Below are 23727 nucleotides of genomic sequence, written 5' to 3'. Positions count from 1 at the left end.
GATTCGGGAGAACCGCATGCGCATCGATCAATCCTACCGGCGCTTCGACATCGCCGCGACGCTCGTGCCGCTGCCCGGCAACGGCAACCGCGCGATCGCGACCGTCGACGTGACGACCGACGATCCGGCCCGCCTCGCCGATCTCGGCACGGGCCAGTTCCTGCAGATCCGCAAGTGGGTCGAGTCGAACGACATCGCGCTGCTGACGGTGGTGTTCGACGAGTGCAAGGTCGCGATCGACCACTACGCGGACAACGTCGACGACGCGTGAGGGCACGCGGGCCTGCGCGGGCCCGCGCCGTCGCGTGTGAATCTGTTCACCACGCCGGCCGGATTTGGCGTTTCCTCGCCAAACTGTCACTTACATTCGTCGAAATGACGCAGTAGCATGCCGAACCTTGTCTTGATGAGATTCGCATTGCTATCCGCCTTCAATTTCGATAACGGACGAGGTTCGAACCGGGATACCCGCTCCCCGGCGCCGCTATCCGGCTTCGTGCATCGGCGCGGCCATGCCGCCGATGCGTCGCCGGCCGGTTCACCGCTGGCGGGGCGAGGCGGATGAAGCTCTACGAGAAATTTGCAAACGACGTAGAGCGACTCATCCGGCAGGGCGTATATCGACACGGCGATCGTGTGCCGTCGGTGCGGCAGGCGAGCCAGCAGCACCGGATCAGCATCACGACCGTGCTGCACGCGTATCTGCTGCTGGAAAGCCGCGGGCTGCTGGAAAGCCGGCCGCAGTCGGGCTATTTCGTGAACCTGCGCCGCGACGACGGCCACGCGCCGGTGCGCGAGCTGCGGCCGTCGAAGCCGATCGCGATCTCGTCGTCGGTCGACGTGAGCCGGCTCGTGCTGTCGACGCTGCGTTCGATCGGCACGGACGACGCGGTGCCGCTGGGCTCGCCGTATCCGGACCCGAGCCTGTTTCCGTTCGAGAAGCTGAACCGCTACGCGTATGCGGCCGGCCGCGACAAGTCGCTGTGGGGCGTGACGGACGGGCTGCCGCCCGGCCATCCGCGCCTGATTCGGCAGATCGCGCGCCGCTACCTGGAAAACGGGATGTCGGTGGACCCGAACGAGATCATCGTGACGGTGGGCGCGACGGAGGCGATCAACCTGTGCCTGCAGGCGGTGGCGAAGCCGGGCGACACGATCGCGGTGGAATCGCCGACGTTCTACGCGATGCTGCACGCGATCGAGCGGATGGGGATGAAGGCGATCGAGGTCGCGACGCATCCGGAGTACGGGATCGACATCGCGGCGCTGGCCGCGATCGCGAAGTCGCAGCCGATCGCGGCGTGCATGGTGATGCCGAACTTCCAGAACCCGCTCGGCTTTCAGATGCCCGACGAGCGCAAGCGCGAACTGGTTGAGTTCGCAACGAAAGCCGACCTGCCGATCATCGAGAACGGCGTGTACAACGAACTGTACTTCGGCAACATGCATCCCAGCACGCTGAAATCGTTCGACCGCCATGACATCGTGCTGCATTGCTCGTCGTTCTCGAAGAGCCTGACGGCCGCGTACCGGATCGGCTGGGCGCTGCCGGGCCGCTATCGGGAACAGGTCGAGAAGCTGAAGTTCCTGAACACGCTCGCGACGCCGTCGCTGCCGCAACTGGCGATCGCGGAGTTTCTCGAACGCGACGGCTACGAGCACCACCTGCGGCGGATTCGCAAGGCGTATGCGCAACAGGCGAACCTGATGCGGGCGATGGTGTCGCGGTTCTTTCCGGAGGGCACGCGCATCTCGAGCCCGGCGGGCGGCTACGTGCTGTGGATCGAGCTGCCCGCGCAGGTCGATGCGATGCGGCTGTACCAGCTCGCGCTGGAGCAGGGGATCACGATCGGCCCCGGCTACATGTTCTCGATCGCGGACAGCTACCGGAACTTCATCCGCCTGAACTACAGCAGCCCGTGGTCGCCGGAGATCGAACAGGCGGTCGTGACCGTCGGCAAGCTCGCCGCGCACTGTCTCGACTGACCGTACCGCCGTGCGTTGCGCGCCGCGCCCGGCGTCATGTCAGGCGGTACGACTGCGCGCCCGTGCCCGCGAGCGTGCCGCCGTCGACGATCAGGTATTCATTGCGGATCGGCTTGCCGTCGAACCAGCATTGCAGGATTTCCAGCGTGCCGGCCGCATAACGCGCCTGCGCGGACAGCGACGTGCCCGAGATATGCGGCGTCATCCCGTTGAAGGGCATCGCGCGCCACGGATGGTCGGCCGGCGCCGGCTGCGGAAACCACACGTCGCCGCCGTAGCCGGCGAGATGCCCGGACGTGACGGCATTCACGACCGCGTCGCGGTCGACCAGCTTCGCGCGCGCGGTGTTGATCAGGTACGCGCCGCGTTTCATCCGCGCGATCATCGCCGCGTCGAACAGGTGCTCGGTCGACGGGTACAGCGGGATCTGCAGGTTGACGATGTCGACGGCGCTCGCCAGCGACGCGGGATCGGCGTGATACGTGAGCGCGAGTTCCTGTTCGATCGACGGGTCGAGCCGGTGGCGCTGCGTGTAGTGCAGCTGCAGGCCGAACGGCTTCAGCCTGCGCAGTACCGCAAGCCCGATGCGCCCGGCGCCGACCGTGCCGAACTGCATCCCCTCGACGTCGTAGCTGCGCGACACGCAATCGGCGATGTTCCAGCCGCCTTGCTGCGCGACTGCGTGCGACGGCAGGTAGTTGCGCACCAGCGCGAGCGTCGTCATCACCACGTGTTCGGCCACGCTGATGCTGTTCGAGCCGGTGACTTCGGCGACGGTGATGTGCGCGCGCGCCGCGGCGTCCAGGTCGACATGATCGGAGCCGATCCCGGCCGTCAGCGCCAGCTTCAGCTTCGGCGCGCGGGCGATCCGGTCGGCCGTCAGGTACGCGGGCCAGAACGGCTGCGAAATCACCACGTCGGCTTCGGGGAGCCGGCGCTCGAATTCGGAATCGGGGCCGTCCTTGTCGCTCGTGACGATCAGCGTGTGACCGTGCGCTTCCATGTAATCGCGCAACCCGAGCGCGCCCGATACCGAACCAACGAGTTCGCCGGGCCGGAAGCCGAGCAGGCCGGCCGGCGTTGGCGCGGTCTGGCCGTCCGCGTACCGCGTCACGACCGGAATCGTGTCGCGCACGTAGCGCGGCGGATAGCCGTCGACGGGATCGGGGTAGAGCACGCACAGAACGGTGGCCATCGGAAGCGCTCCTGATGAGGAAAGAGAGGCGGCACGCGGATTGCGCAGGTGGCGCGACGCGTGTGCGGCGTGGCGGATGTGTTGCGCCGCAACGTGGGTGACGTTCTACGCCCGTCATGGATCGCGCACAAGCTACAGTCTGCGTTTGCGTGCGCTGCGAGGTCGTCTGTACCTGTTATTTTCAGGAGGGATGTCGATAATGGGATCGTTACCTGACTTTCCGGGAGCCACGTCATGAGCGCAAGCGACGATTCGTCTTCGCGCCCCGATCTCGCGGCAGGCATCGCGCTCGACGATATCGCCGACGGCGCGATGATCGAGGGCCATGTCGGCGATGCGGCGGTGCTGCTCGTGCGCCGTGCCGACGAACTGTATGCCGTGGGGGCGCAATGCCCGCACTACGGCGCCCCGCTGGCCGACGGCCTGCTGGTGGGCGACACGATCCGCTGCCCGTGGCATCACGCGGCGTTCTGCCTGCGCACGGGCGAGCTGCAGCGCGCACCGGCGCTCGACGGGCTGCCGTGCTGGCGCGTCGAACGCCGCGATGGCCGCGCCGTCGTGCTCGATGCACGGCCGGCACCGGTGCCGCCTGCGCCGGAAGCGGCCGGGCTGCCGGCGTCGGTCGTGATCGTCGGCGGCGGCGCCGCCGCGATCGCGGCGGCCGTGACGCTGCGGCAGGAAGGCTATCCGCATCCCGTCACGCTGTTGAGCGCCGATCGCGATCCGCCGTACGACCGGCCGAATCTGTCGAAGGATTACCTCGCGGGCACGGCCGATGCCGACTGGCTGCCGCTGCGCGCGCCGTCGTTCTATACCGACCGGCGCATCGACGTGCGGTGCGGCACGCGCGTCGCGCGGATCGATCCCGCGCGGCACGCGGTCGAGCTGACCGACGGCAGCCGCGTCGAATACGGTGCGCTGCTGCTCGCGACGGGCGCCGAGCCGAACCGGCTGACGGTGCCAGGCGCAGACCTGCCGCACGTGTGCGTGCTGCGCTCGCGTGCCGATTGCGACGCGCTGATCGGCAGGCTGAAAACGGCGCGCCGCTGCGTGGTGGTCGGCGCGAGCTTCATCGGTCTCGAGGCGGCGGCCGCGTTGCGCACGCGCGGGCTCGACGTGCAGGTCGTCGCGCCCGATGCGCGTCCGATGGCGCGTGTGCTCGGCGACGCGCTCGGCGATACGATCAAGGCGCTGCACGAATCGCACGGCGTCGTGTTCCATCTCGGCGCGACACCCGCGCGGATCACGCAGGACAGCGTGACGCTGTCGACCGGCGACGTGCTGCCGGCCGATGTCGTCGTGGTCGGCATCGGCGTGCATCCGAACGTGGCGCTGGCGCAGGACGCCGGGCTCGCCGTCGAACGCGGCGTGACGGTCGACCGGTTCCTTCGGACGAGCGCGCCCGGCATCTACGCGGCCGGCGATATCGCGCGCTGGCCCGATCCGCTGACCGGCGAGCGGATTCGCGTCGAGCACTGGGTCGTGGCCGAGCGGCAGGGGATCGTCGCCGCGCGCAACATGCTCGGCCAGCAACGGCCGTTCGACGCGGTTCCGTTCTTCTGGAGCCAGCATTACGACCTGACGATTCGCTATGTCGGGCATGCGGAGCAATGGGACCGCGTCGAGATCGACGGCGACCTCGGCGCGCACGACTGCTCGATCGCGTACTGGCGCGGCAACACGCGGCTCGCGGTCGTGACGGTCGGCCGCGATCTCGACAGCCTGAAGGCGGAAGCGGCATTCGAGCAGCAGATTGCAGCCGCGTGACGGCGGCGTGACGACACGAACCAACCTGGAGTGGAGAAGAGATGAATTCCGATGTCCGTGCCCGTTTCGAAACCGAGTTCGCGCCGCGCATCGCCGCGCGCCTGCGCGGCCTGTACCCGCCCGGCGACGTGAAGGTCGACGTCGTGCCGCATGACGGGCAGGGCAGCCCGACCTGCGTCGACGTCGTCGGCCTCACGTCGACGGTGGGGCTGCCGAACCGGCTGAATGCGCGGCTCGCGTGGCGCGACGATGCGATCGCCGGTCTGCTCGCCGAGCCCGACCACAGCCGCTTCGACCGTTATCTCGCGGCGCTGCCGGTCACGATCGAGCGCTGGCAGATGGAACTGCCGGTCGATTTCAGCTCACGGACCCAGCGCGATCGCGAGATCCTGATCGGCGACCTCGATTTCGATGCGTGACCCGCGCGGTGCGATGCCGGCCGACGACGCGCCGGCGAACCGCGCGACGTTACCGGTCGCGCGTCTTGATGATCACGCGGCCCTGGTCGATGCCGCCGCGCAGCGCCTCGTCGCACGTGAGCCATTCGGGCGTGACGAGCTCGGGCGCGGGCAGGTCGACCGGCGCGCCGTCGCGGAAGATCCGCACCTGCGCGACCCACGCGCCGTTTGCGTTGCGCGTCGCTTCGACGCGTATCTCGTGATCCATGAAGGTATCGGTGGCTTGCATCGGTCGGGGCCCTCCGTCGTGCGTGAACGCGGTGCGTCGATCGTATCAGCATGGCGCGCGCCGCGCACTGGAAACCGGCCGGATTCCGCATTCGATTCGGCCTGCGAAACGGGAGCAAGCCTGTGGGCTTCGATCTGACCTTTTCCATCAAGGTGTTCGCGGCGCTGTTCGCGATCATGAACCCGATCGCGAACATTCCGGTGTTCCTGTCGCTGACCGAGGGCGCGGCGGACGGCGTGCGCCGCAAGGTCGCGCTGACGGCCGCGATCGGCGTGTCGATCGGCTGCATCGTGTCGGCCGTCGCGGGCGGCGCGATCCTGCACGTGTTCGGCCTGACGATCGACGATTTCCGCCTCGCGGGCGGGCTGCTGGTGCTGCTGATCGCGCTGTCGATGCTGCATGGTTCGCCGAGCCGCCAGCATGCGCCGGGCGACGACGAAGGCGCGGATCCGGTGGCAGCCGAGCGCGTCGCGGTCTATCCGCTGACGATCCCGCTGCTGGTCGGCCCCGGCACGATCGCGACGATGATCGTGCTCGGGCACAGCGCGTTCACGACCGGACAAGAGCTTGCATTCGCGCTCGGGCTGGCCGCGTTTCTCGTGCTGCTGGCCGTCTCGCTGCTGTCGGCGCCGCTGATCGGCCATTACCTGTCGCCGCGCGTGACGGCCGTCACGCAGCGGCTGATGGGGATGATCCTCGCGGCGATCGCGATGCAGATGATCGTCGCGAGCCTGAAGGCCGCGTTCGGGCTGCCGCATTGAGCGCGGGCTGCCGGCACGCGACCATTTGATTGCATGGAGTTGTCGATGAACACGCTGATCGTGTTGTCCTATCCCGACCTGGAGGCCGCCCGTCGCGCGCTGGCGGAACTCGGCACGTTGCGCGACCGGCACGTCGTCGCGCTGTCGGGCGTCGTGGTCGTCGAATGTACGATCGACGGACAGTTGCGCGCGCATTCGGTCGATCCCGGCCGCGTGTCGTCCGGATCGCTGCTCGACAGCGTGGTCGGATACATCGAATCGTCGCTCGACGCGTGGCGCGAGCGGCCGGTGGACGACGCGCTGACCGATCGCGCCGCGCGCAAGGCGCGCCCCGGCGCCGTCTCGCTCGGGCTCGCCGCGACGCAGCTCGACATCTATGCGCTGAGTGCGGCGCTGGCGCCATTCGGCGGCGAAGTGACCGACACGACGCTGTCGATCGACGACGAACTGAAACTCGTCGAAGCGATCTCGAACGCGCGCGACGGCGGCCGCGGCGCGGCGACGGACTGACGCATCGCGCCGACAGGCGCTCCCCGGAAACTCGAAGCCCGTTTGTCGATGCACGACAGGGTGCCGTGCGCGTCTTGCGCAGGCGCATACCTTGCTCGATCAGCTCGACGGTGAAATGCACCGTTTCCGCTATCGACAAGGAGGGCCAGACATGAAAGCAGTCGTATTTCACGGCATCGGCGACATTCGCATCGACACGATGCCCGATCCCGAAGTCTCCGCGGCGACCGACGCGGTCGTGCGCCTGACGGCCAGCGCGATCTGCGGCACCGACCTGCACATGGTGCGCGGCACGCTCGGCGGGATGAAACCGGGCACGATCCTCGGCCACGAAGGCGTCGGCATCGTCGAGGCGGTCGGGCGCGACGTGCGCAACTTGCGGCACGGCGACCGCGTGCTGATCCCGTCGACGATCGCGTGCGGCAGCTGCGCGTACTGCCGCGCGGGCTACACCGCGCAATGCGATGTCGCGAACCCGGGCGGCCCGCGCGCGGGCACCGCGTTTTTCGGGGGACCGGCCGACAGCGGCGCGTTCGACGGGCTGCAGGCCGAATATGCACGCACGCCGCTTGCGCATGCGAGCCTGATCCGGCTGCCCGACGCGATCGACGACGACCGCGCGATCCTGATGTCCGACATTTTTCCGACCGGCTATTTCGGTGCGCAGCTCGCGGAGGTGAAGCCGGGCGATACGGTCGCCGTGTTCGGTGCGGGACCGGTCGGCCAGTTCGCGATCGCGAGCGCCAAGCTGATGGGCGCCGGGCGCGTGATCGCGGTCGACCGCATCGCGTCGCGCCTGGAGATGGCCTGCGCGCAGGGGGCCGAGATCGTCGATTTTTCCGAGGACGATCCGGTCGACACCGTGTTGCGCTTGACGGGCGGGATTGGCGTCGATCGCGTGATCGACGCGGTGGGCGTCGACGCGATGCGCGCGACGCACGGGCCGGCCGCTGCCGATCGCGACGCCGCGCGCGCGTTCGACGCGGAAGTCGAGGCGATCGCGCCGCACCGCCGCCCGACCGGCCGCAACTGGGTACCGGGCGACGGGCCGTCGCAGGTGCTGCAGTGGGCGGTGCGCGCGGTCGCGAAGGCCAGCACCGTCGCGGTGATCGGCGTGTATCCGCCGGCGTCGCGCGTGTTTCCGGTGGGCGATGCGATGAACCGGAACCTGACGATCAAGATGGGCAACTGCAATCACCGCACGGTCACGCCGCCGCTCGTCGAGCTGGTACGCAGCGGCGCGTTCGATCCGCTGTCGGTGCTCACGCGTTGCGAACCGCTGACGAACGCGATCGATGCGTATCGCGCGTTCGACGTGCGCGAGCCCGGCTGGATGAAGGTGAAGCTGACGCCATGAGGACGCGGAGAACCGAAACCGGGAGGACGGCGATGAACGATCGATACGACAACTGCATGGCCGCGTGCGATGCCTGCGCGCATGCATGCGACGCGTGCACGGCCGCGTGCCTCGCGGAGCGCGACACGCACGCGCTGGCCGACTGCATTGCGCTCGACATCGAATGCGCGCAGCTGTGCCGCTTCGCGTCGGGTGCAATGGCGCGCCGCAGCGTGCTCGCGCCAAGCGTCTGCGCACTGTGCGCGCACGCGTGCGACCTGTGCGCGGCCGAGTGCCAGCGGCATGCGCATGCCCATTGCCGCCGCTGCGCACTCGCGTGCGAAGCGTGCGCGGCGATGTGCCGCGAGATGGCCTGAGCGCGGGCGGCTAGGGCGTCCGCTGAACCCGGCGCGCGACGCGCTGCAGCAGCGCGTCGAGCACGGCCATCTCGACCGGCTTCACGAGATGGTCGTCGAAGCCCGCGCGTTCGGTTCGCGCGAGATCCGACGCACGCGCATGGCCGGACAGCGCGACACAGGTCGTGTCGCGCAGCGCATCGATCGCGCGCAGTTCGTACAGCAACGTGAAGCCGTCGACGTCGGGCATCGTCAGGTCGAGGATCATCAGGTGCGGGACGTAGTCGCGGGCGAGCGCCAGCGCTGCGTCCGCCCGGTAGGCGACGCGCGGTGCGTGTCCCTTCATCTCCAGGAGTACCGCGAGCGTGTCTGCGGAATCGCGGTTGTCGTCGACGACGACGATACGCAACGGCGCGGCGACCGGCTGCGCGAGGGCGGCCGGCTCGCGCTCGCCCTCGCGTTCCGTGCGCCCCATCCGGTCGATCGGCAAGCGCACCGTGAACGTCGCGCCGCGGCCGGGCCCGGCGCTTTCAGCGGAAATCCGTCCGCCATGCAGTTCGACGAACGTCCGGCAGATCGCGAGACCCAGCCCGAAGCCGTCGACCGGCCGGCGCCCGGGCGCGCCTTCCTGCTCGAACAGGTCGAAGATCGTTTCAAGCGCGCCCTGCGCGATGCCGACGCCGTGATCGGTGACGCGGATCGCGACCACCGGCCCTTCCGTGCGCGCGCCGACGTCGATCCGTCCGCCGTGCGGCGAGAACTTCGACGCGTTGTCGAGCAGGTTGTGCAGCACCTGGACGAGCCGCGCGTCGTCGCCGTGCAGCAGCACGGCCTCGGGCGGCAGATCGACGTGGATGTGCTGCCCGCGCGCGGCCAGTTTCGGCTGGATGCTCTCGACACCGCGACACACGATGTCGCGCACGGTGACGGGGCGATCGTCGAGCGCGACCTTGCCGGCCGTGATGCGCCCGACGTCGAGCAGATCGTCGACGAGCCGCGTCAGTTGTCCGACCTGGCGATCCACGGCGTCGCGGCAGCGGGCGAGCGCGGGCGCCGGGTCCGGCAGGTTTTGCAAGATGCCGACCGAATGGCGCAGCGGCGCGAGATGGTTGCGCAGCTCGTGCGCGAGCATCGCGATGAACACGCTGAGCCGGTGCGTTGACGCTTCGAGTTCCTCGAGCCGCTTGCGCTCGGTCATGTCGCGCGTGATCTTGATGAAGCCGCACAGCTGGTTGCCGTGATCGTGCACGGGCGTGATTGTCACGCTCGCCCAGAACTGCGAGCCGTCCTGGCGCACGCGCCAGCCCTCGTCTTCGAAGCGGCCCTGCGTGGCCGCCCGGTCGAGCCCGTGCGACGGCCGGCCCGCCGCGATCGCGTCGGGGGGATAGAAGCGCGAGAAGTGCTGGCCGACGATCTCGGCGGCGCGATAACCCTTGATGCGCTCGGCACCCGCATTCCAGGTCGCGACGTTGCCGTGCGGATCGAGCATGAACACCGCGTAATCGGTGATCGAGCTGACCACTGTCTGGAAACGGAACTCGGCGAAGCGATGCAGCAGGTCGCGCGCGTCGGGCAAGGCGGGCGGCGTGGGATGCGAGCGAGGATCAGCGTCGTCTCTATTCATCGTTGCGTTACGGCGGATCGAAGGCGGGCAGGCAAACGCTGCCCGGCCGCCGCCGGGCGAACCGGCGGCGGCGACAGGAATCGGATTGGCACCCCGGAAAGCATAAGGGAACTCGATTCACCTGATCAATGGGCGCGCATCCGCTGTGCCATCCGCCGCCGCGGCGGCCGGAACGATGGCCGGCCGCCCGACGCGGCACGCCGGTTGCACGACCGTTCCGTCTGCCGGTTGGCCGGCGGCCGGGTGGTCGCACGCGACGGCAAGCCATGCAAGGAGATCGACATGAACAGCACGCTGAACCCCGACAACGAACCGGCCGGCCCGGACGACGACAACGCCACCCGCGGCCGCGACGGCCGCGCGCTGGGGCCGAGCGACTCGTCCGACAGCGGCAGCGACACGGCCGGCGCGCGGCGCCATCCGTTCGACATCGATTCGCCGCTCGACGAGCATGCGCTCGAACGCGGCGACGCGTCGCTCGACAGCGACACGGACCGCACAGGCACTGGCGAGCGTGCGTCGGCCGACGGCGATTCGACGTTCGACGACGGTGCCGACATCGAACCCGACCGCACCGAGCGGCTGAGCGAGCCCGGCGGCACGCGGGAAGCGGACGACCCCGCCGAACCGGACGACGGCGGCGCGTCGTGATGCCCGGCGCGCAAAAACTGCAATCGCGTTGCAGATTGGCGCGCCCGCATGCGTCCGGTCGCGGCGTCCGGCGGCAGGGCGGCGATGCGGCATGGATGCATCGGGCATCGGCGGCGATACCGGCACGCGACTTGCGTTCGACCCGGACGACGCGCGCCGCGACCCGGCATGGGGCCGTGCGCGGCGCAGGCGCGATCAAGGAGGGACACGATGCAACGACGATATCCCGGACGGTACGGCGCGCGCGGCATCCCGGACGACCCGGCGCGCTGGCCGGAGGAAGACCATGAATCGGCCTCCCGCCGCTTGGCGAGCGAGGACGTCGGCCCCGAAGACTGGGGCAGCGAATGGACCGAGCGCGCCGCGCGGCCGGCCGACCAGCGGCGCGGCGCGGCCGATGCGGACTGGCCGGGCGGCGCGCGCCCGCCGGCGCGGGGCGGCGAACCCGGCTACGGCGAACCAGGCCCCCGCGCGGAGGGCCGCGAAGGCCGCTACGGCGGCGAACGTGCCGATTTCCGCGGCCGTGACCGGATCGGCGGGTACGGCGACGAGCGCGACCCGCGCGCTGGCGGCGCGCCGGACCGGTCGCGTGCCGGCAGCGCGGCCGAACGCGATGCGTTGCGACACCGCCACGGGCCGAAAGGCTATACGCGCTCCGACGAGCGGATCCGCGAGGACGTCTGCGAGCGGCTGGCGCATGCGCTCGACATCGACGTGAGCGATGTCACCGTGCAGGTGCAGGACGGCTGCGTCATCCTGGACGGCACGGTCCCGGCGCGCTGGATGAAGCACGACATCGAGGATCTGGCTGACGGCTGCATGAGCGTGCGCGACGTCGATAATCGCGTGCGCGTGCGCCGCGAAGGCGAGCACGATACGGGCATGGTGCTGCATCCCGACCAGCGGACCGTCACGCCGACGCTGCCGGCCGCACGCGATCCCGAACCGGGCGCCGTCGTGCCCGGCCGCGAGCGCAAGCCGCACCATTGACGGCCGTGCACACCGCGCCGCGATCCCGACCGCGAGCCGCTTACGCATGACGGCCGGCATCGACGATACGCGGCCCGCGCGGCGCGGCGGCACCGCGGGCCGCGACCGTCGCGACGAGCGCGGCCTGCGGCTGCGGATTGCGGCCGAACTGGGGCGCGCGATCTGGCATTACCGTGCCCGCGTTCTGGCGGCGATCGCGCTGCTGATGCTCGCGAAGGCGGCGGCCGTCGCGGTGCCGCTGCTGCTCAAGGACATCGTCAACGGCTTCGGCCGCGCGGCCGGCCAGCCTGTCGCGTGGCCGGTGCTGCTGCTGTTCGCGTACGCGGTCGTGCGCTTTGCGTCGAATGCGCTGAACGAAGTGCGCGACATGACCTTCGTGCAGGTCACGCAGCATACGGTCGCATCGTTTACCGTACGCACGTTCGGCCACCTGCACCGGCTCGGCGCGCGTTTTCATGCGCAGCGCGAGACGGGCGCGGTCGTGCGCGACCTCGAGAAAGGCACGGCCGGCATCGGCTATCTGCTCGGTGTCGCGGTGTTTACGGTCGTGCCGACGGCCATCGAGATCGGCTCGGTGATCGCGATCGTGATCGGCAAGTACGGCAGCGGCTTTACCGCGATCATCGTCGTCACGTTCGGCGTCTACGCGGCCTGTACGGTTGTGTTTACGCGCCGGCGGATGCGTGTCCAGCGGCGCGTGAACGCGCTCGAGGCCGAGTCGAACGCACGCGTGGTGGACAGCCTGCTGAACGTCGATACGGTCAAGTACTTCGCGCGCGAGGACGTCGAGCGCGACCGGCTCGAGCGCGTGCTCGACGCGTGGCGCGAGGCGGGCATCGACAACCAGTACGCGCTGTCGACGCTGCATATCGGCCAGAGCGCCTGCATCGGCGCGGGGATCGCCGCGGTGATGCTGCTCGCCGGCCAGCAGGTGGCGCGCGGCGCGATGACGGTCGGCGATCTCGTGCTGATCAACGCATACATCATCCAGATCAGCCTGCCGCTGAACGCGCTCGGTTTCGTGTTCCGCGAGGCGAACGACGCGATGACGAACGTCGAGCGGCTGTTCGGGCTGCTCGATGCACGCGGCAAGCCGGGCGAGGACGGCGACGCGCCGGGGGCGCAGCCGCTCGCGGTACGCGGCGGCGCGATCGAGTTCGCGCATGTCGACTTCGGCTACGAGCCGGGCCGGCAGATCCTGTCGGACGTGTCGTTTCGCATCGAGCCCGGGCAGACGGTCGCGGTGGTCGGCGGCAGCGGCTCGGGCAAGTCGACGCTCGCGCGGCTGCTGTTCCGGCTGTACCAGCCCGACGCGGGCACGATCCGGATCGATGGCCAGGACCTGCGGCTCGTCACCGAACGCAGCCTGCGCGACGCGCTCGGCATCGTCCCGCAGGACACGATCCTGTTCAACGACACGCTCGCCTACAACATCGCGTACGGCAAGCGCGATGCGACGCGCGGCGACGTGATCGCGGCCGCGCGCGGCGCGCAACTCGACGCGTTCATCGAACGGCTGCCCGACGCGTACGACACGCGCGTCGGCGAGCGCGGCGTGCGGCTGTCGGGCGGCGAGCGGCAGCGGGTCGCGATCGCGCGCGCATTGCTGAAGGCGCCGCCGATCGTCGTGTTCGACGAGGCGACCTCCGCGCTCGACATGCGCGCGGAGCGCGCGATCCAGCAGGAGCTGATGCGCGTCGCCCGGCACCGCACGACGCTCATCATCGCGCACCGGCTGTCGACGATCGTCGACGCCGACCGCATTCTCGTGATGGAGCACGGCCGCCTCGTCGAACACGGCACGCACGACGCACTGCTCGCCAGCGGCGGCGTCTATGCGCAGATGTGGTCGCTGCAGGCGAAGCAGCGCGAACTGGCGCGCACGGAGGCGAAGTTCGCGCGGCAGCCGGTCAGGATCAACCCGCTCGTGTCGCAGGTGCTCGATTCGCTGGCGGACGAAGCCGCGCGGCGCGGCGTGCCGGTGTTTCGCCACCTGTCGGACGAGGACCTCGTCGTCAACGCCGATCCGGCCGCGTTGCGGCGTTTCGTATGGGAACTGTGCCGCGGCGGGATCGACGCGAGCGGCGGCGGGCACCTCGAGGTGCGTACCGCGCGTCACGATCCGGAGGCGCGGATCACGATCGCGTGCGCGGACGCCGACGCGCTCGAGCTGTCGCTGCTCGACCTCGAACGGTTGCAGGGTGCGATCGAGGAAGCCGGCGGCTACGTGGTGCGCGAACGCGACGATACGGGCGTGACGCTGCACCTGTCGCTGCCGATGTACGTGGTGGCGCCCGAGCCCGTGCAACCGGCCGGCAGCATGCCACCCTCCGATGCGCCGGCCAGGCCGCTCGACGGCCTCGTCATCGCGTACGTGGACGATCACGACGAGGCGCGCGACGCGCTCGCCGCGCTGCTGCAGCTCGCAGGCGCTCACGTGCATGCGTACGCGTCCGGGCAGGCCTTGCTCGACGACCTGTGGCGCGCGCGCCGGGCGGACTGGCCGGCGCTGCTCGTCTGCGACATCGATCTCGGCGACGACGAGGATGACGGCTACGCGGTGATGTCGCGCGTGCGCCAGCTCGATGCCGCGCGAGATCGCGCGGGCCGTGCGCCGCTCGAGGCGCTCGCGCTGTCCGGCCACGCGCGCGAGCGCGACCGCACGCGCGCGGTCGAGGCCGGTTTCCACGCCTACCTGACGAAGCCCGCGGTAGCGGCCGACCTGATCGCGGCGTTGCGTGCGCTCGCGTTTTCCTCTGGAGAATCCCATGCCGAACCTTCCCCGCCCGATGCCCGACACACTGATCGACCGACGCGCGGGTAGCGCGTTCGCGGACCGCCAGGCCGCGGTGGCGGCCGTCGAGCTGCTGCTGCCGAGCCTGTCGGCCGCGCTGCAGAGCGACTTCGTCGGCGACAGCGGCTGCCTGCACATCGTGATCATGGACCCGGCGCTCGGGCCGCACGACACGACGTTCGAGGACGCGATCCTGTACGAGTTCTCGCTGCCCGACCCGAAGGACTGGGACGCCGACTACCGTGCCTACGCGCGCGCGAAGGCGCGGCTGTCATGGGAGACGGGCCGCGACGGCCATGTCGTGCAGGCGCTGGAGCCGTACCGGTTACGCGCGGGCGACACGAATCTGTGGGGCGGCGTCGCGCTCGGCGGAATCGTGGTCGGCGTGTCGGGCGCGCAGCCGTGGTTCGACGAAGCGTTCGCGGGCTGCATCGCGCACTGCCTGCGCGCGCTCGCGAAGCACCGCGCGCAGGCGACGCCCGACGCGCTCGCGATCTGAGTTCGGCCGCGCGGCCCGTTTTTACAGCCGCTTATAAAAAAGCCAGCGATCGCCCGCCGGCGCCCGATGCAGCGCGGGCGCACGCGGCCCGGCACGGTTTTCGCTGTACCTCATGCACCGACGCTTGTCACGACAAGCGTCCCCCATCAGCAGCATGGTGCTCGAACGTCGACAGGAGGTGCAGGTGAACGCGACTCACGAATCAGCCAGACCCGCGCTCGCGGGACGAACCGCGCTCGTGACCGGCGGTGGCCGCGGTCTGGGCGAAGCGATATGCGAGGACCTGGCGCGGCATGGCGCGCACGTGGTCGTCGCCGATCTCGACGGCGACCGCGCGGCGGCCGTCGCGCAGCGGCTCGAACGCCACGGCGGACAGGCGGTCGGCCGCCCGCTCGACGTGCGCGACGAGGCGTCGGTGCTGGAGGTCGTCCGCGACGCGCGCGAATCGCTCGGCGATCTGGACGTGATCGTCAACAACGCGGCGATCGACGTGACCGCGCCGATCGACGACGTGAGCGTGGACGCCTGGCGCCAGGTGCTGATGACGAACCTGTTCGGCCCGTACCTGATGTGTCACGCGGCCGTGCCGATGATGAAGGCGCGCGGCGGCGGCCATATCGTCAATATCGCGTCGACCGCGTCGAAGCGGGCGTGGCCCAATGCGTCCGCGTACCACGCGACGAAGTGGGGGCTGCTCGGCCTGTCGCATGCGCTGCATGCCGAGCTGCGCCCGAGCGGCGTGCGCGTGTCGGCGATCGTCGCGGGCGGGATGCGCACGCCGTTCCTGCTCGACCGCTTTCCCGACATCGACGAGGACACGCTGCAGCCGCCGGAGAACGTCGCGGCCGCCGTGCGCTTCGTGCTCGCGCAGCCGCCGGGTACCGTCGTGCCGGAAGTGATGGTGCTGCCGATGAAGGAGTCGTCATGGCCCTGACGCGCGAACGGCGGCTGCCCGGCGCGGTGCTGCTCGACAAGGACGGCACGCTGCTCGACGACGTGCCGTACAACGTCGACCCAGCACGCATGCGTCTCGCGCCGGGAGCGGCCCGGGCGTTGCGCGCGCTCGGCGCGACCGGCATGCCGCTCGCGGTCGTCTCGAACCAGCCGGGCGTCGCGCTCGGCCGCTTTACCGAAAACGAGCTTGGCGCGGTCCGCCAGCGTCTCGCCGAGCTGTTCGAAGCAAACGGTGCGACGCTGGCGGATTTTTTTTACTGCCCGCATCACCCGCAGGGCAGCGTGCCGCGCTATGCCTGCGACTGCCTGTGCCGCAAGCCGCGGCCCGGCATGGTGCGCCGCGCGCTGGCCGCGCTCGGCGCCGTTCCCGAATGGAGCTGGATGATCGGCGACATCCTCGACGACGTCGAGGCCGGCCGCACCGCGCGGTGCGGCACGATTCTCGTCGATTGCGGTCACGAGACCGAGTGGCGCGTCGACGCGGCGCGCACGCCGCACCATGTCGTCGACCGGATCGACCTGGCCGCCGACATCGTCGTGCGCGAAGCCGTGCGCCGGCACGGCACGTGGGGGCGGCGATGAACGCCGCCTGGCACCGCGCGCGCCGCATCCTGTGCGTGCGGCTCGACAGCCTGGGCGACGTGCTGATGACGACGCCCGCGCTGCGGGCGCTGAAGGAGGGCGGCAGCGGCCGCCGGCTCACGCTGCTGACGTCGCGCACGGGCGCCGCGCTTGCGCCGCACCTGCCGATGGTCGACGACGTATGGTGCTACGACGCGCCGTGGGTCCGGCATCCCGACGTGCGCGGCGACCCGGTGGCCGATCTCGACATGATCGACCGGCTGCTGGCCGGCCGCTTCGACGCGGCCGTGATCTTCACCGTATACAGCCAGAACCCGCTGCCCGCCGCGATGATGTGCTGGCTCGCGGGCATCCCGCTGCGGCTCGCGCATTGCCGCGAGAATCCGTACGAGCTGCTGACCGACCGCGTGCCGGAAACCGAGCCGGACGCCCATGTGCGCCACGAGGTCGCGCGCCAGCTCGCGCTGGTGCGGGCCGTCGGCGCGACGACGTCGGACTGGCGGATGGCGTTCGAGCCGGGCGACGCGGCCCGGCGCGCGGTCCACGCGCGTTTGCGGGCCGCGCTGCAGCGCATCGGCGGCGCGCGCCGGCCGGAGGCAGGCCGGGCGCGCTGGCTGGTCGTCCATCCGGGCGCGAGCGCGGCGTCGCGGCGCTGGCCGGCCGAGCGGTTCGGCGAAGCGGCTGCCGCCGTCGCGCCGCTGTTCGACGGCATCGCGGTGACGGGCAGTGCGGGCGAACGCGCGCTGATCGACACGGTGTGCGAACGCGCCGGGCCGCGCGCGGTGCCGCTGGCGGGCGCATTGCCGCTCGGCGAGCTCGGCGCGCTGATCGAGAGGGCCGACCTGCTGCTGTCGAACAACAGCGGCCCCGTGCATCTCGCGGCCGCGCTCGGCACGCCGGTCGTCGACCTGTACGCGCTGACCAATCCGCAGCACACGCCGTGGCGCGTGCCGCACCGCGTGCTGAACGTCGACGTCCCGTGCCGCAACTGCTACCGCAGCACGTGCAACCAGCCGGGCCATCCATGCCTGCTCGGCGTGCGGGTCGACGATGTGGTGGCCGCCGTGCACACGCTGCTGCACGACCGCGCGCGCCATGCGCAACGCACGGCCGCACGGGCCGCCGCACGCGGCGCCGAGCCGGTCGCGATGTCCGCATCGAACGTGATTCCGTTCGCGCACGTCATCACGAGGAACTGACGCATGCCAGACCCGATCCATACGCTCGGCATCAATGCCGCGTTCCACGACAGCGCCGCGTGCATCGTGCGCGACGGCGTCGTGATCGCGGCGGCCGAGGACGAACGCTTCACGCACGTGAAGCACGCGAAGCGCCCGGTGCCGTTCTCGACCTGGGAACTGCCTTACCACGCGATCGACTATTGTCTGGACGAGGCCGGCATCACGCTGGCGGACGTCGATCACGTCGCGTATTCGTACGACCCGTGGCTCGAACTCGACCGCGAGGGCGGCCCGCCGGTGCTGACGTTGCCGCTGTCGCCGTCCGCGCACGCGCCGCGCGACGACGGCGCGTCGCCTTGGCATCCGCTGTTCCTGTCGTCGATCGTCAACGCGCCGCGCCAGCTCGCGGGCGGCGCGCCGCATCATCTGCAGCGGCGTTTTCGCGGTGTCACGCACGACGGACCGTTTCGCTGGCATTTCGTCGAGCACCATCTCGCGCACGAGGCGAGCGCGTTTCTCGCGGCGCCGTTCGGGCGCTGCGCGGTGATGACGATGGACGGGCGCGGCGAGCGGGCGACGACCAGCTACGGCGTATTCGACGGCCGCAGCTACCGGCGGCTCGGGCAGGTGAACCTGCCGCACTCGCTCGGGCTGCTGTACGAGCGCCTGACCCGCCATCTCGGCTTCCTGCACTCGTCCGACGAACACAAGGTGATGGCGCTCGCGTCGTACGGCAAGCCGGTATTCGCCGACGCGATGCGCCAACTGGTGCGGTATCGCGGCGAAGGGCGCTACGACGTGGCCGATGCCGATCTGGTTGCGCTGTTCGGCGCGCCGCGTGAACGCGGCGGCCCGATCGAGCCGCATCATTACGACATCGCGCATGCGTTGCAGCTCGTGCTCGAGGAAACGACGCTGCAGGCGGTCGACTGGCTGGCCGCCGAGACGGGCGAGCGGCAGCTCGCGATGGCGGGCGGCGTCGCGCTGAACTGCGTGATGAACGCGAAGATCCGCGATCGCGGCCCGTTCGACGAGGTCTGGGTGCAACCGGCCGCGGGCGATGCGGGCACGGCGCTCGGCGCGGCGTTGTGGACCGACTTCCGGATGCGCGGCGAGCGCGGCGGCTGGCGGATGGATCACGCGTATCTCGGGCCGTCGTACGGCGACGACGCGATCGAGGCGTTCCTGAAGGACGCGCAGCTGCCGTACCGGCGGCTCGCCGACGTCGCCGCGCAGACGGCCGCGCTGCTCGCGGAGAACCGTGTGATCGGCTGGTTTCAGGGGCGCATGGAGTTCGGCCCGCGCGCGCTCGGCGCACGCTCGATCCTCGCGTCGCCGATCGACCCGGACATGCAGCACAAGCTGAACCGGATCAAGGATCGCGAGGACTTCCGGCCGGTCGCGCCGGTGGTGCTCGAAAGCCGCGCGCATCACTGGTTCGCCGGCGGCCGGCAGACGCCGCTGCGCGCGCCGTTCATGCTGTTCGTCTACGACGTCGTGCCCGAACGCGCCGCGCGGATTCCGGCCGTGCGTCACACCGACGGCACCGCGCGCGTGCAGACCGTCGACGAGCGGCAGCATCCGCTGCTGCATGCGCTGCTGACCGAGTTCGATGCGCTCACCGGCGTGCCGGTGCTCGTCAACACGTCGTTCAATACGCACGGCGAGCCGATCGTCTGCACGCCGCGCGATGCGATCGAATGCTTCTGGACGTCGCCGCTCGACGCGCTCGTGATCGGCCCGTTCCTGCTGGAGAAGCCGAGATGAACGCGCGCGCCACGCACCTGCCGCCCGTGGTGTCGGTCGTCGTGCCGACCTACCGGCGGCCCGACCTGCTCGAACGCTGCCTTGACGCGCTTTGCGTGCAGGTGTTCGACCCGACCACCTACGAGATCGTCGTCGTGGACGACGATCCGGCCGGCAGCGCGCGCCCCGTCGTCGACGCGTGCCGCGCACGCGTGACCGACGTGCCGGTGATCCGCTACATGACCGCGCCAGACACGCAGGGGCCGGCCGGCGCGCGCAACGTCGGCTGGCGCAGCGCGTGCGGCGCATTGATCGCCTTCACCGACGACGACACGATTCCCGACCCGACGTGGCTGCGCCACGGTGCGGCCGCGCTGCTCGCCGAGCCGTCGGCGGCCGCCGCGGCCGGCCGCATCGACGTGCCGCTGCGGCCGTGTCCGACCGACTACGAACGCGACGCGGCCGGCCTTGCGCACGCGGAATTCGCGACCGCGAACTGCTTCGTGCGTCGCGCGGCGCTCGAGCGGGTGGGCGGCTTCGACGAACGCTTCACGCGCGCGTGGCGCGAGGATGCGGACCTGATGTTCGCGCTGCGCGAGCATGCGGGGCCGATCGTCGGTGCCGACGCCGCGCGCATCGTGCATCCGGTGCGTCCCGCGCACTGGGGGGCCAGCGTCGGCCAGCAGTCGAAGGTGTATTTCGACGCGCTGCTGTACAAGAAGCATCGCGCGACCTACCGGCGCCACATCCGGCCGGTGCCGCCGTGGCACTACTACGCGGCCGTGCTGGCGGCGCTCGCCGCGATCGCGTGTTTCGCGGCCGGATGGCCGTCGCCGGGCGCGGCGTGCGCCGTCGTCTGGGCCGTGATCACCGCGGCGTTCTGCGTGAAGCGATTGCGCGGCACGCAGCTCACGCCGTCGCACGTCGCGGAGATGATCGTCACGTCCATCGCGATTCCGCCGGTGTCGGTGTACTGGCGCATGCGAGGGGCGCTGCATTTTCGGGTGCTCTTCCTATGATGCTCGACCACGGTTTCGACGCCGGCAGCGCGCGCGGCCCGAGGCGGATCGCGGTATTTCGCGCGCTGCAGCTCGGCGACATGCTGTGCGCGGTGCCCGCGTTGCGCGCGCTGCGGCACGGCGAGCCCGATGCGCGCATCACGCTGATCGGCCTGCCGTGGGCGCGCGAGTTCGCGTCGCGCTTCTCGGACTACATCGACGGCTTCATCGCGTTTCCCGGCGCGCCCGGGCTCGCCGAGCAGCCCGAACCCGACGCGGCCACGCGCGAGGCGTTCGTCGCCGAATGCCGTTCGCGCGACTTCGACCTCGCGATTCAGCTGCACGGCAGCGGCGCGCACACGAACGCGATCGTCGCGTCGCTCGGCGCGATGCGCACGGCCGGTTTCGTGCCGGCCGACGGCGGCACGACCGCGCTCGATTGCGCGCTCGCGTGGCGCGACGACGAACCGGAAGTGACGCGCTACCTGGCGCTCACCCGCAAGCTCGGCTACGCGGATCGCGGCGACCACCTCGAATTCCCGCTTGGCGGCCTCGACCATGCGCTGTGGCAGGTACTCAGCGACGAACACGCACTCGATCCGGGGCGCTACGTGATCGTCCATCCCGGCGCGCGGATGGCGTCGCGGCGCTGGCCGGTCGAACGCTTCGCGCTCGCCGCGCGGCAGCTTGCCGACGACGGCTGGCAGGTCGTGCTGACCGGCACGCGCGCGGAAATGGCGCTGGCCGGCGCATTCGCCGAGCGCCTCGCGCGGCCGTGCGTGAACCTGTGCGGGCGCACGCCGCTCGGTGCGCTCGCGGCCTTGATCGCCCGCGCGCGGCTGCTGTTGTGCAACGACACGGGCGTGTCGCATATCGCGGCGGCGCTCGGCACGCCGAGCGTCGTCGTCGCGTGCGGCAGCGATACCGCACGCTGGGCGCCGCTCGACGGCGCGCGCCATCGCGTGCTCGCCAATTATCCGGCGTGCCGGCCCTGCATGTTCGACACCTGCCCGTACGGGCACGAATGCGCGACGGCCATTGGCGTCGGCGACGTGATCGGCCAGGCGGGCGACCTGCTCGCGAAGGAGAGACGTCATGTCACGTAAGCGGTTGCGCGTGCTGACCTGGCACGTGCATGGCAACTACCTGTATTACCTGTCGCACGCGCCGCACGACTTCTACCTCGTGACGAAGCCGCAGCATCCGCCCGGCTATGCGGGCCGGGTGGGGCACCTGCCGTGGGGCGACAACGTGCACGAGGTGCCGGTCGAGTGCGTGCGCGACACCGAATTCGACTGCGTGCTGTACCAGCATGCGAATCATTACCGGCACGACCGCCTGCGGCTGCTGAGCGACGCGCAGCGTGCGCTGCCGACGCTGTTCGTCGAGCACGATCCGCCGCGCGAGCATCCGACCGACACGCTGCACCCGGTGCAGGACCCGAACGTGTTGCTCGTGCACGTGACACCGTTCAACGCGCTGATGTGGGACAGCGGCGTGACGCCGACGCGCGTGATCGAGCATGGCGTGCCGACGCCCGAGGGCGTCGAGTATCGCGGCACGCTGCCGAAGGGCGTGACGGTGGTGAACCATCTCGCGCGGCGCGGCCGGCGCCTCGGCGCGGACCTGTTCGAGGCCGTGCGTCACAGCGTGCCGATCGACCTGGTCGGGATGGGGTCGGCCGAACTCGGCGGGATCGGCGAGGTGCCGAACCCGGCGCTGCCGCAGTTCCTGTCGCACTACCGGTTCTTCTTCAACCCGATCCGCTACACGAGCCTCGGGCTCGCGGTGATCGAGGCGATGATGGTCGGGCTGCCGATCGTCGCGCTCGCGACGACCGAGATGGCGCAGCTCGTCCGGAGCGGCTTCAACGGCGTGGCCGATACGCGATTGAGCGTGCTGGTCGATGCGATGCGCATGCTGATCCGCGATCCGGAACTCGCGCGCGAGTGGGGTGCGGCTGCGCGCCGCGACGCCTGCGAACGCTTCGGCATCGAACGGTTCGCGCGCGACTGGGACGCGGCGCTGCGCGATGTGACCGCGTGACGCGCGCCGCTTACGGGTTCGCGGCGGGCGAATCGGGCGCGCTGCTGCCGTTTGGATTCGGCTGATATGCGCCGCCGCTGACCGCATTGCGCTCGTGTTCGGGCAGCAGCGCGAGGCGGTTGTACAGCGTCTTCAGGCTGATGCCGAGCGCCTTCGCGGTGCGCGGCTTGTCGCCGTTGAAGTGCCGCAGCGACGCGACGATGAAGCGCTGCTGCGTATGCGCGAGCGTCGTGCCGATATGCAGCGTCATCGCGTTGTGACGCACCTCCTCGCGCGGCGGCTGGCGGCGCGGCAACTGCAGTTCGATCTGCTCGTCGGCAAGGATGAACGCGCGCTCCAGCGCGTTGCGCAGCTCGCGCACGTTGCCGGGCCACGTATACGCGCGCAACGCCTTCATCGCCTGCGTGGACAGCCGCTTTCGCGTACGGTGCCGCGCATTCAGTCGTTCGACGATCTGCAGCGCGATATCGCCGACATCGTCCTCGCGCTGCCTGAGCGCGGGCACATGCAGCGCGACCGGCGCGATCCGGTAGAACAGGTCCTCGCGCAGCCGCCCGGTGCGCAGCGCCTCGACGGGATCGTGATGGGTGGCCGCGACGATCCGCACGTCGAGCGGAACCGGCTCGTGGCCGCCCACGCGCACGATCGTGTTCGTCTCCAGCGTGCGCAGCAGCTTGACCTGCAGCTCGGCCGGCATTTCGGCGATCTCGTCGAGAAACAGCGTGCCGCCGCGTGCGGCTTCGAACATGCCCACGTGCTGCGAAATGGCGCCCGTGAAGCTGCCTTTTTCGTGGCCGAACAATTGCGATTCCGCGATGTCGTGCGGTATCGCGCCGCAGTTCACGGGGACGAATGGCCCGCGCCGGCGCGGGCTCATGTCGTGAATGAGCCGCGCGACGATGTCCTTTCCGGCACCGCTTTCGCCGACGATCAATACGCTGATGCGCGTCGCCGCCACGCGCGATACCTTCAACAACAGATCCTGAATCGTACGCGAGCGACCGAACAGACGTGCACCCTCATCGACTGATTTCGACATGATGTGAGATCGAATTGGGAAAATA

Annotated in this window: 23 protein-coding genes; 19 read left to right on the top strand and 4 right to left on the bottom strand. The window is 70.3% G+C overall.

What is annotated here, in order from left to right; translation table 11 throughout:
- The first annotated feature begins 16 nt into the window (after positions 1 to 16).
- On the top strand, positions 17 to 271 hold the full coding sequence (locus tag WJ12_RS17225) for a hypothetical protein (RefSeq protein ID WP_059561257.1): 255 nt from the start codon (positions 17 to 19) through the stop codon (positions 269 to 271).
- 290 nt (positions 272 to 561) lie between these two features.
- Positions 562 to 1986 carry an aminotransferase-like domain-containing protein gene (locus WJ12_RS17220; protein WP_059561253.1) on the top strand — a complete coding sequence of 475 codons (1425 nt, stop codon included), beginning with the start codon at positions 562 to 564 and terminating at the stop codon, positions 1984 to 1986.
- Between the two features lie 34 nt (positions 1987 to 2020).
- Here WJ12_RS17220 and WJ12_RS17215 read toward each other — a convergent pair whose 3' ends face one another.
- Entirely contained in the window at positions 2021 to 3181 is a 1161-nt protein-coding gene (locus tag WJ12_RS17215) for an NAD-dependent formate dehydrogenase (RefSeq protein WP_059561251.1), read from the bottom strand.
- Positions 3182 to 3415: 234 nt separating this feature from the next.
- Here WJ12_RS17215 and WJ12_RS17210 point away from each other — a divergent pair, with 234 nt between their 5' ends.
- Together WJ12_RS17210 and WJ12_RS17205 are read left to right on the top strand one after the other, a co-directional pair.
- Entirely contained in the window at positions 3416 to 4948 is a 1533-nt protein-coding gene (locus tag WJ12_RS17210) for an FAD-dependent oxidoreductase (protein ID WP_034189951.1), read from the top strand.
- 41 nt (positions 4949 to 4989) lie between these two features.
- A complete protein-coding gene (locus WJ12_RS17205; protein WP_059561248.1) occupies positions 4990 to 5367 on the top strand; it encodes a DUF5594 family protein in 378 nt (125 codons plus the stop codon).
- A gap of 49 nt (positions 5368 to 5416) precedes the next feature.
- Here the strand turns inward: WJ12_RS17205 and WJ12_RS17200 are convergent, their stop codons facing one another.
- Entirely contained in the window at positions 5417 to 5635 is a 219-nt protein-coding gene (locus WJ12_RS17200) for a DUF6566 family protein (protein ID WP_027792503.1), read from the bottom strand.
- Between the two features lie 122 nt (positions 5636 to 5757).
- Between WJ12_RS17200 and WJ12_RS17195 the strand changes: the two genes are divergently transcribed.
- The 4 genes from WJ12_RS17195 to WJ12_RS17180 all read left to right on the top strand — a co-directional run bounded on the left by WJ12_RS17195 (position 5758) and on the right by WJ12_RS17180 (position 8619).
- Positions 5758 to 6396: a MarC family protein gene (locus WJ12_RS17195; RefSeq protein ID WP_082744760.1), complete on the top strand. Its 639-nt coding sequence runs from the start codon at positions 5758 to 5760 to the stop codon at positions 6394 to 6396.
- A gap of 45 nt (positions 6397 to 6441) precedes the next feature.
- Entirely contained in the window at positions 6442 to 6906 is a 465-nt protein-coding gene (locus WJ12_RS17190; protein WP_059561390.1) for a DUF1269 domain-containing protein, read from the top strand.
- Between the two features lie 151 nt (positions 6907 to 7057).
- The gene (locus WJ12_RS17185) at positions 7058 to 8263 is read left to right on the top strand and encodes an alcohol dehydrogenase catalytic domain-containing protein (protein WP_059561246.1); all 1206 of its coding nucleotides are present in this window, start codon (positions 7058 to 7060) and stop codon (positions 8261 to 8263) included.
- 32 nt (positions 8264 to 8295) lie between these two features.
- Complete coding sequence (locus tag WJ12_RS17180; protein WP_059561243.1) at positions 8296 to 8619, top strand: four-helix bundle copper-binding protein; 324 nt, start codon at positions 8296 to 8298, stop codon at positions 8617 to 8619.
- A gap of 10 nt (positions 8620 to 8629) precedes the next feature.
- Here WJ12_RS17180 and WJ12_RS17175 read toward each other — a convergent pair whose 3' ends face one another.
- Positions 8630 to 10222, bottom strand: coding sequence for a PAS domain-containing hybrid sensor histidine kinase/response regulator (locus WJ12_RS17175; protein WP_059561240.1), 1593 nt, complete (start codon positions 10220 to 10222; stop codon positions 8630 to 8632).
- Positions 10223 to 10504: 282 nt separating this feature from the next.
- Between WJ12_RS17175 and WJ12_RS17170 the strand changes: the two genes are divergently transcribed.
- The 11 genes from WJ12_RS17170 to WJ12_RS17120 all read left to right on the top strand — a co-directional run bounded on the left by WJ12_RS17170 (position 10505) and on the right by WJ12_RS17120 (position 22663).
- Positions 10505 to 10873, top strand: a complete 369-nt coding sequence (locus WJ12_RS17170; protein WP_059561387.1) for a hypothetical protein — start codon at positions 10505 to 10507, stop codon at positions 10871 to 10873.
- Between the two features lie 210 nt (positions 10874 to 11083).
- Positions 11084 to 11863: a BON domain-containing protein gene (locus WJ12_RS17165; RefSeq protein WP_059561239.1), complete on the top strand. Its 780-nt coding sequence runs from the start codon at positions 11084 to 11086 to the stop codon at positions 11861 to 11863.
- 46 nt (positions 11864 to 11909) lie between these two features.
- Positions 11910 to 14687 carry an ABC transporter transmembrane domain-containing protein gene (locus WJ12_RS17160; protein ID WP_059561237.1) on the top strand — a complete coding sequence of 926 codons (2778 nt, stop codon included), beginning with the start codon at positions 11910 to 11912 and terminating at the stop codon, positions 14685 to 14687.
- Positions 14632 to 15156 carry a hypothetical protein gene (locus WJ12_RS17155; protein ID WP_167361882.1) on the top strand — a complete coding sequence of 175 codons (525 nt, stop codon included), beginning with the start codon at positions 14632 to 14634 and terminating at the stop codon, positions 15154 to 15156. Before WJ12_RS17160 ends, WJ12_RS17155 begins: the two co-directional genes overlap by 56 nt.
- 154 nt (positions 15157 to 15310) lie before the next feature.
- Complete coding sequence (locus tag WJ12_RS17150; RefSeq protein ID WP_156444822.1) at positions 15311 to 16090, top strand: SDR family oxidoreductase; 780 nt, start codon at positions 15311 to 15313, stop codon at positions 16088 to 16090.
- Complete coding sequence (locus WJ12_RS17145; RefSeq protein WP_034189961.1) at positions 16081 to 16692, top strand: D-glycero-alpha-D-manno-heptose-1,7-bisphosphate 7-phosphatase; 612 nt, start codon at positions 16081 to 16083, stop codon at positions 16690 to 16692. The genes WJ12_RS17150 and WJ12_RS17145 overlap by 10 nt, the downstream gene beginning before the upstream one ends.
- Complete coding sequence (locus tag WJ12_RS17140; protein ID WP_059561385.1) at positions 16689 to 17891, top strand: glycosyltransferase family 9 protein; 1203 nt, start codon at positions 16689 to 16691, stop codon at positions 17889 to 17891. The genes WJ12_RS17145 and WJ12_RS17140 overlap by 4 nt, the downstream gene beginning before the upstream one ends.
- Positions 17892 to 17894: 3 nt before the next feature.
- Positions 17895 to 19640, top strand: coding sequence for a carbamoyltransferase family protein (locus tag WJ12_RS17135; protein WP_069245750.1), 1746 nt, complete (start codon positions 17895 to 17897; stop codon positions 19638 to 19640).
- Positions 19637 to 20638: a glycosyltransferase family 2 protein gene (locus WJ12_RS17130; protein WP_034189963.1), complete on the top strand. Its 1002-nt coding sequence runs from the start codon at positions 19637 to 19639 to the stop codon at positions 20636 to 20638. The genes WJ12_RS17135 and WJ12_RS17130 overlap by 4 nt, the downstream gene beginning before the upstream one ends.
- Positions 20635 to 21723: a glycosyltransferase family 9 protein gene (locus tag WJ12_RS17125; RefSeq protein ID WP_059561230.1), complete on the top strand. Its 1089-nt coding sequence runs from the start codon at positions 20635 to 20637 to the stop codon at positions 21721 to 21723. The genes WJ12_RS17130 and WJ12_RS17125 overlap by 4 nt, the downstream gene beginning before the upstream one ends.
- Positions 21713 to 22663, top strand: coding sequence for a glycosyltransferase (locus WJ12_RS17120; protein ID WP_034189965.1), 951 nt, complete (start codon positions 21713 to 21715; stop codon positions 22661 to 22663). The genes WJ12_RS17125 and WJ12_RS17120 overlap by 11 nt, the downstream gene beginning before the upstream one ends.
- A gap of 10 nt (positions 22664 to 22673) precedes the next feature.
- Here WJ12_RS17120 and WJ12_RS17115 read toward each other — a convergent pair whose 3' ends face one another.
- Positions 22674 to 23702, bottom strand: coding sequence for a sigma-54 interaction domain-containing protein (locus tag WJ12_RS17115; protein ID WP_034189966.1), 1029 nt, complete (start codon positions 23700 to 23702; stop codon positions 22674 to 22676).
- Between the last annotated feature and the right edge of the window lie 25 nt (positions 23703 to 23727).

The sequence above is a fragment of the Burkholderia seminalis genome (genome assembly GCF_001718535.1).
Classification (GTDB): domain Bacteria; phylum Pseudomonadota; class Gammaproteobacteria; order Burkholderiales; family Burkholderiaceae; genus Burkholderia; species Burkholderia seminalis.
Note: the sequence above shows the minus strand (reverse complement) of the source record. Positions and strands in the feature narration are given on the sequence as shown.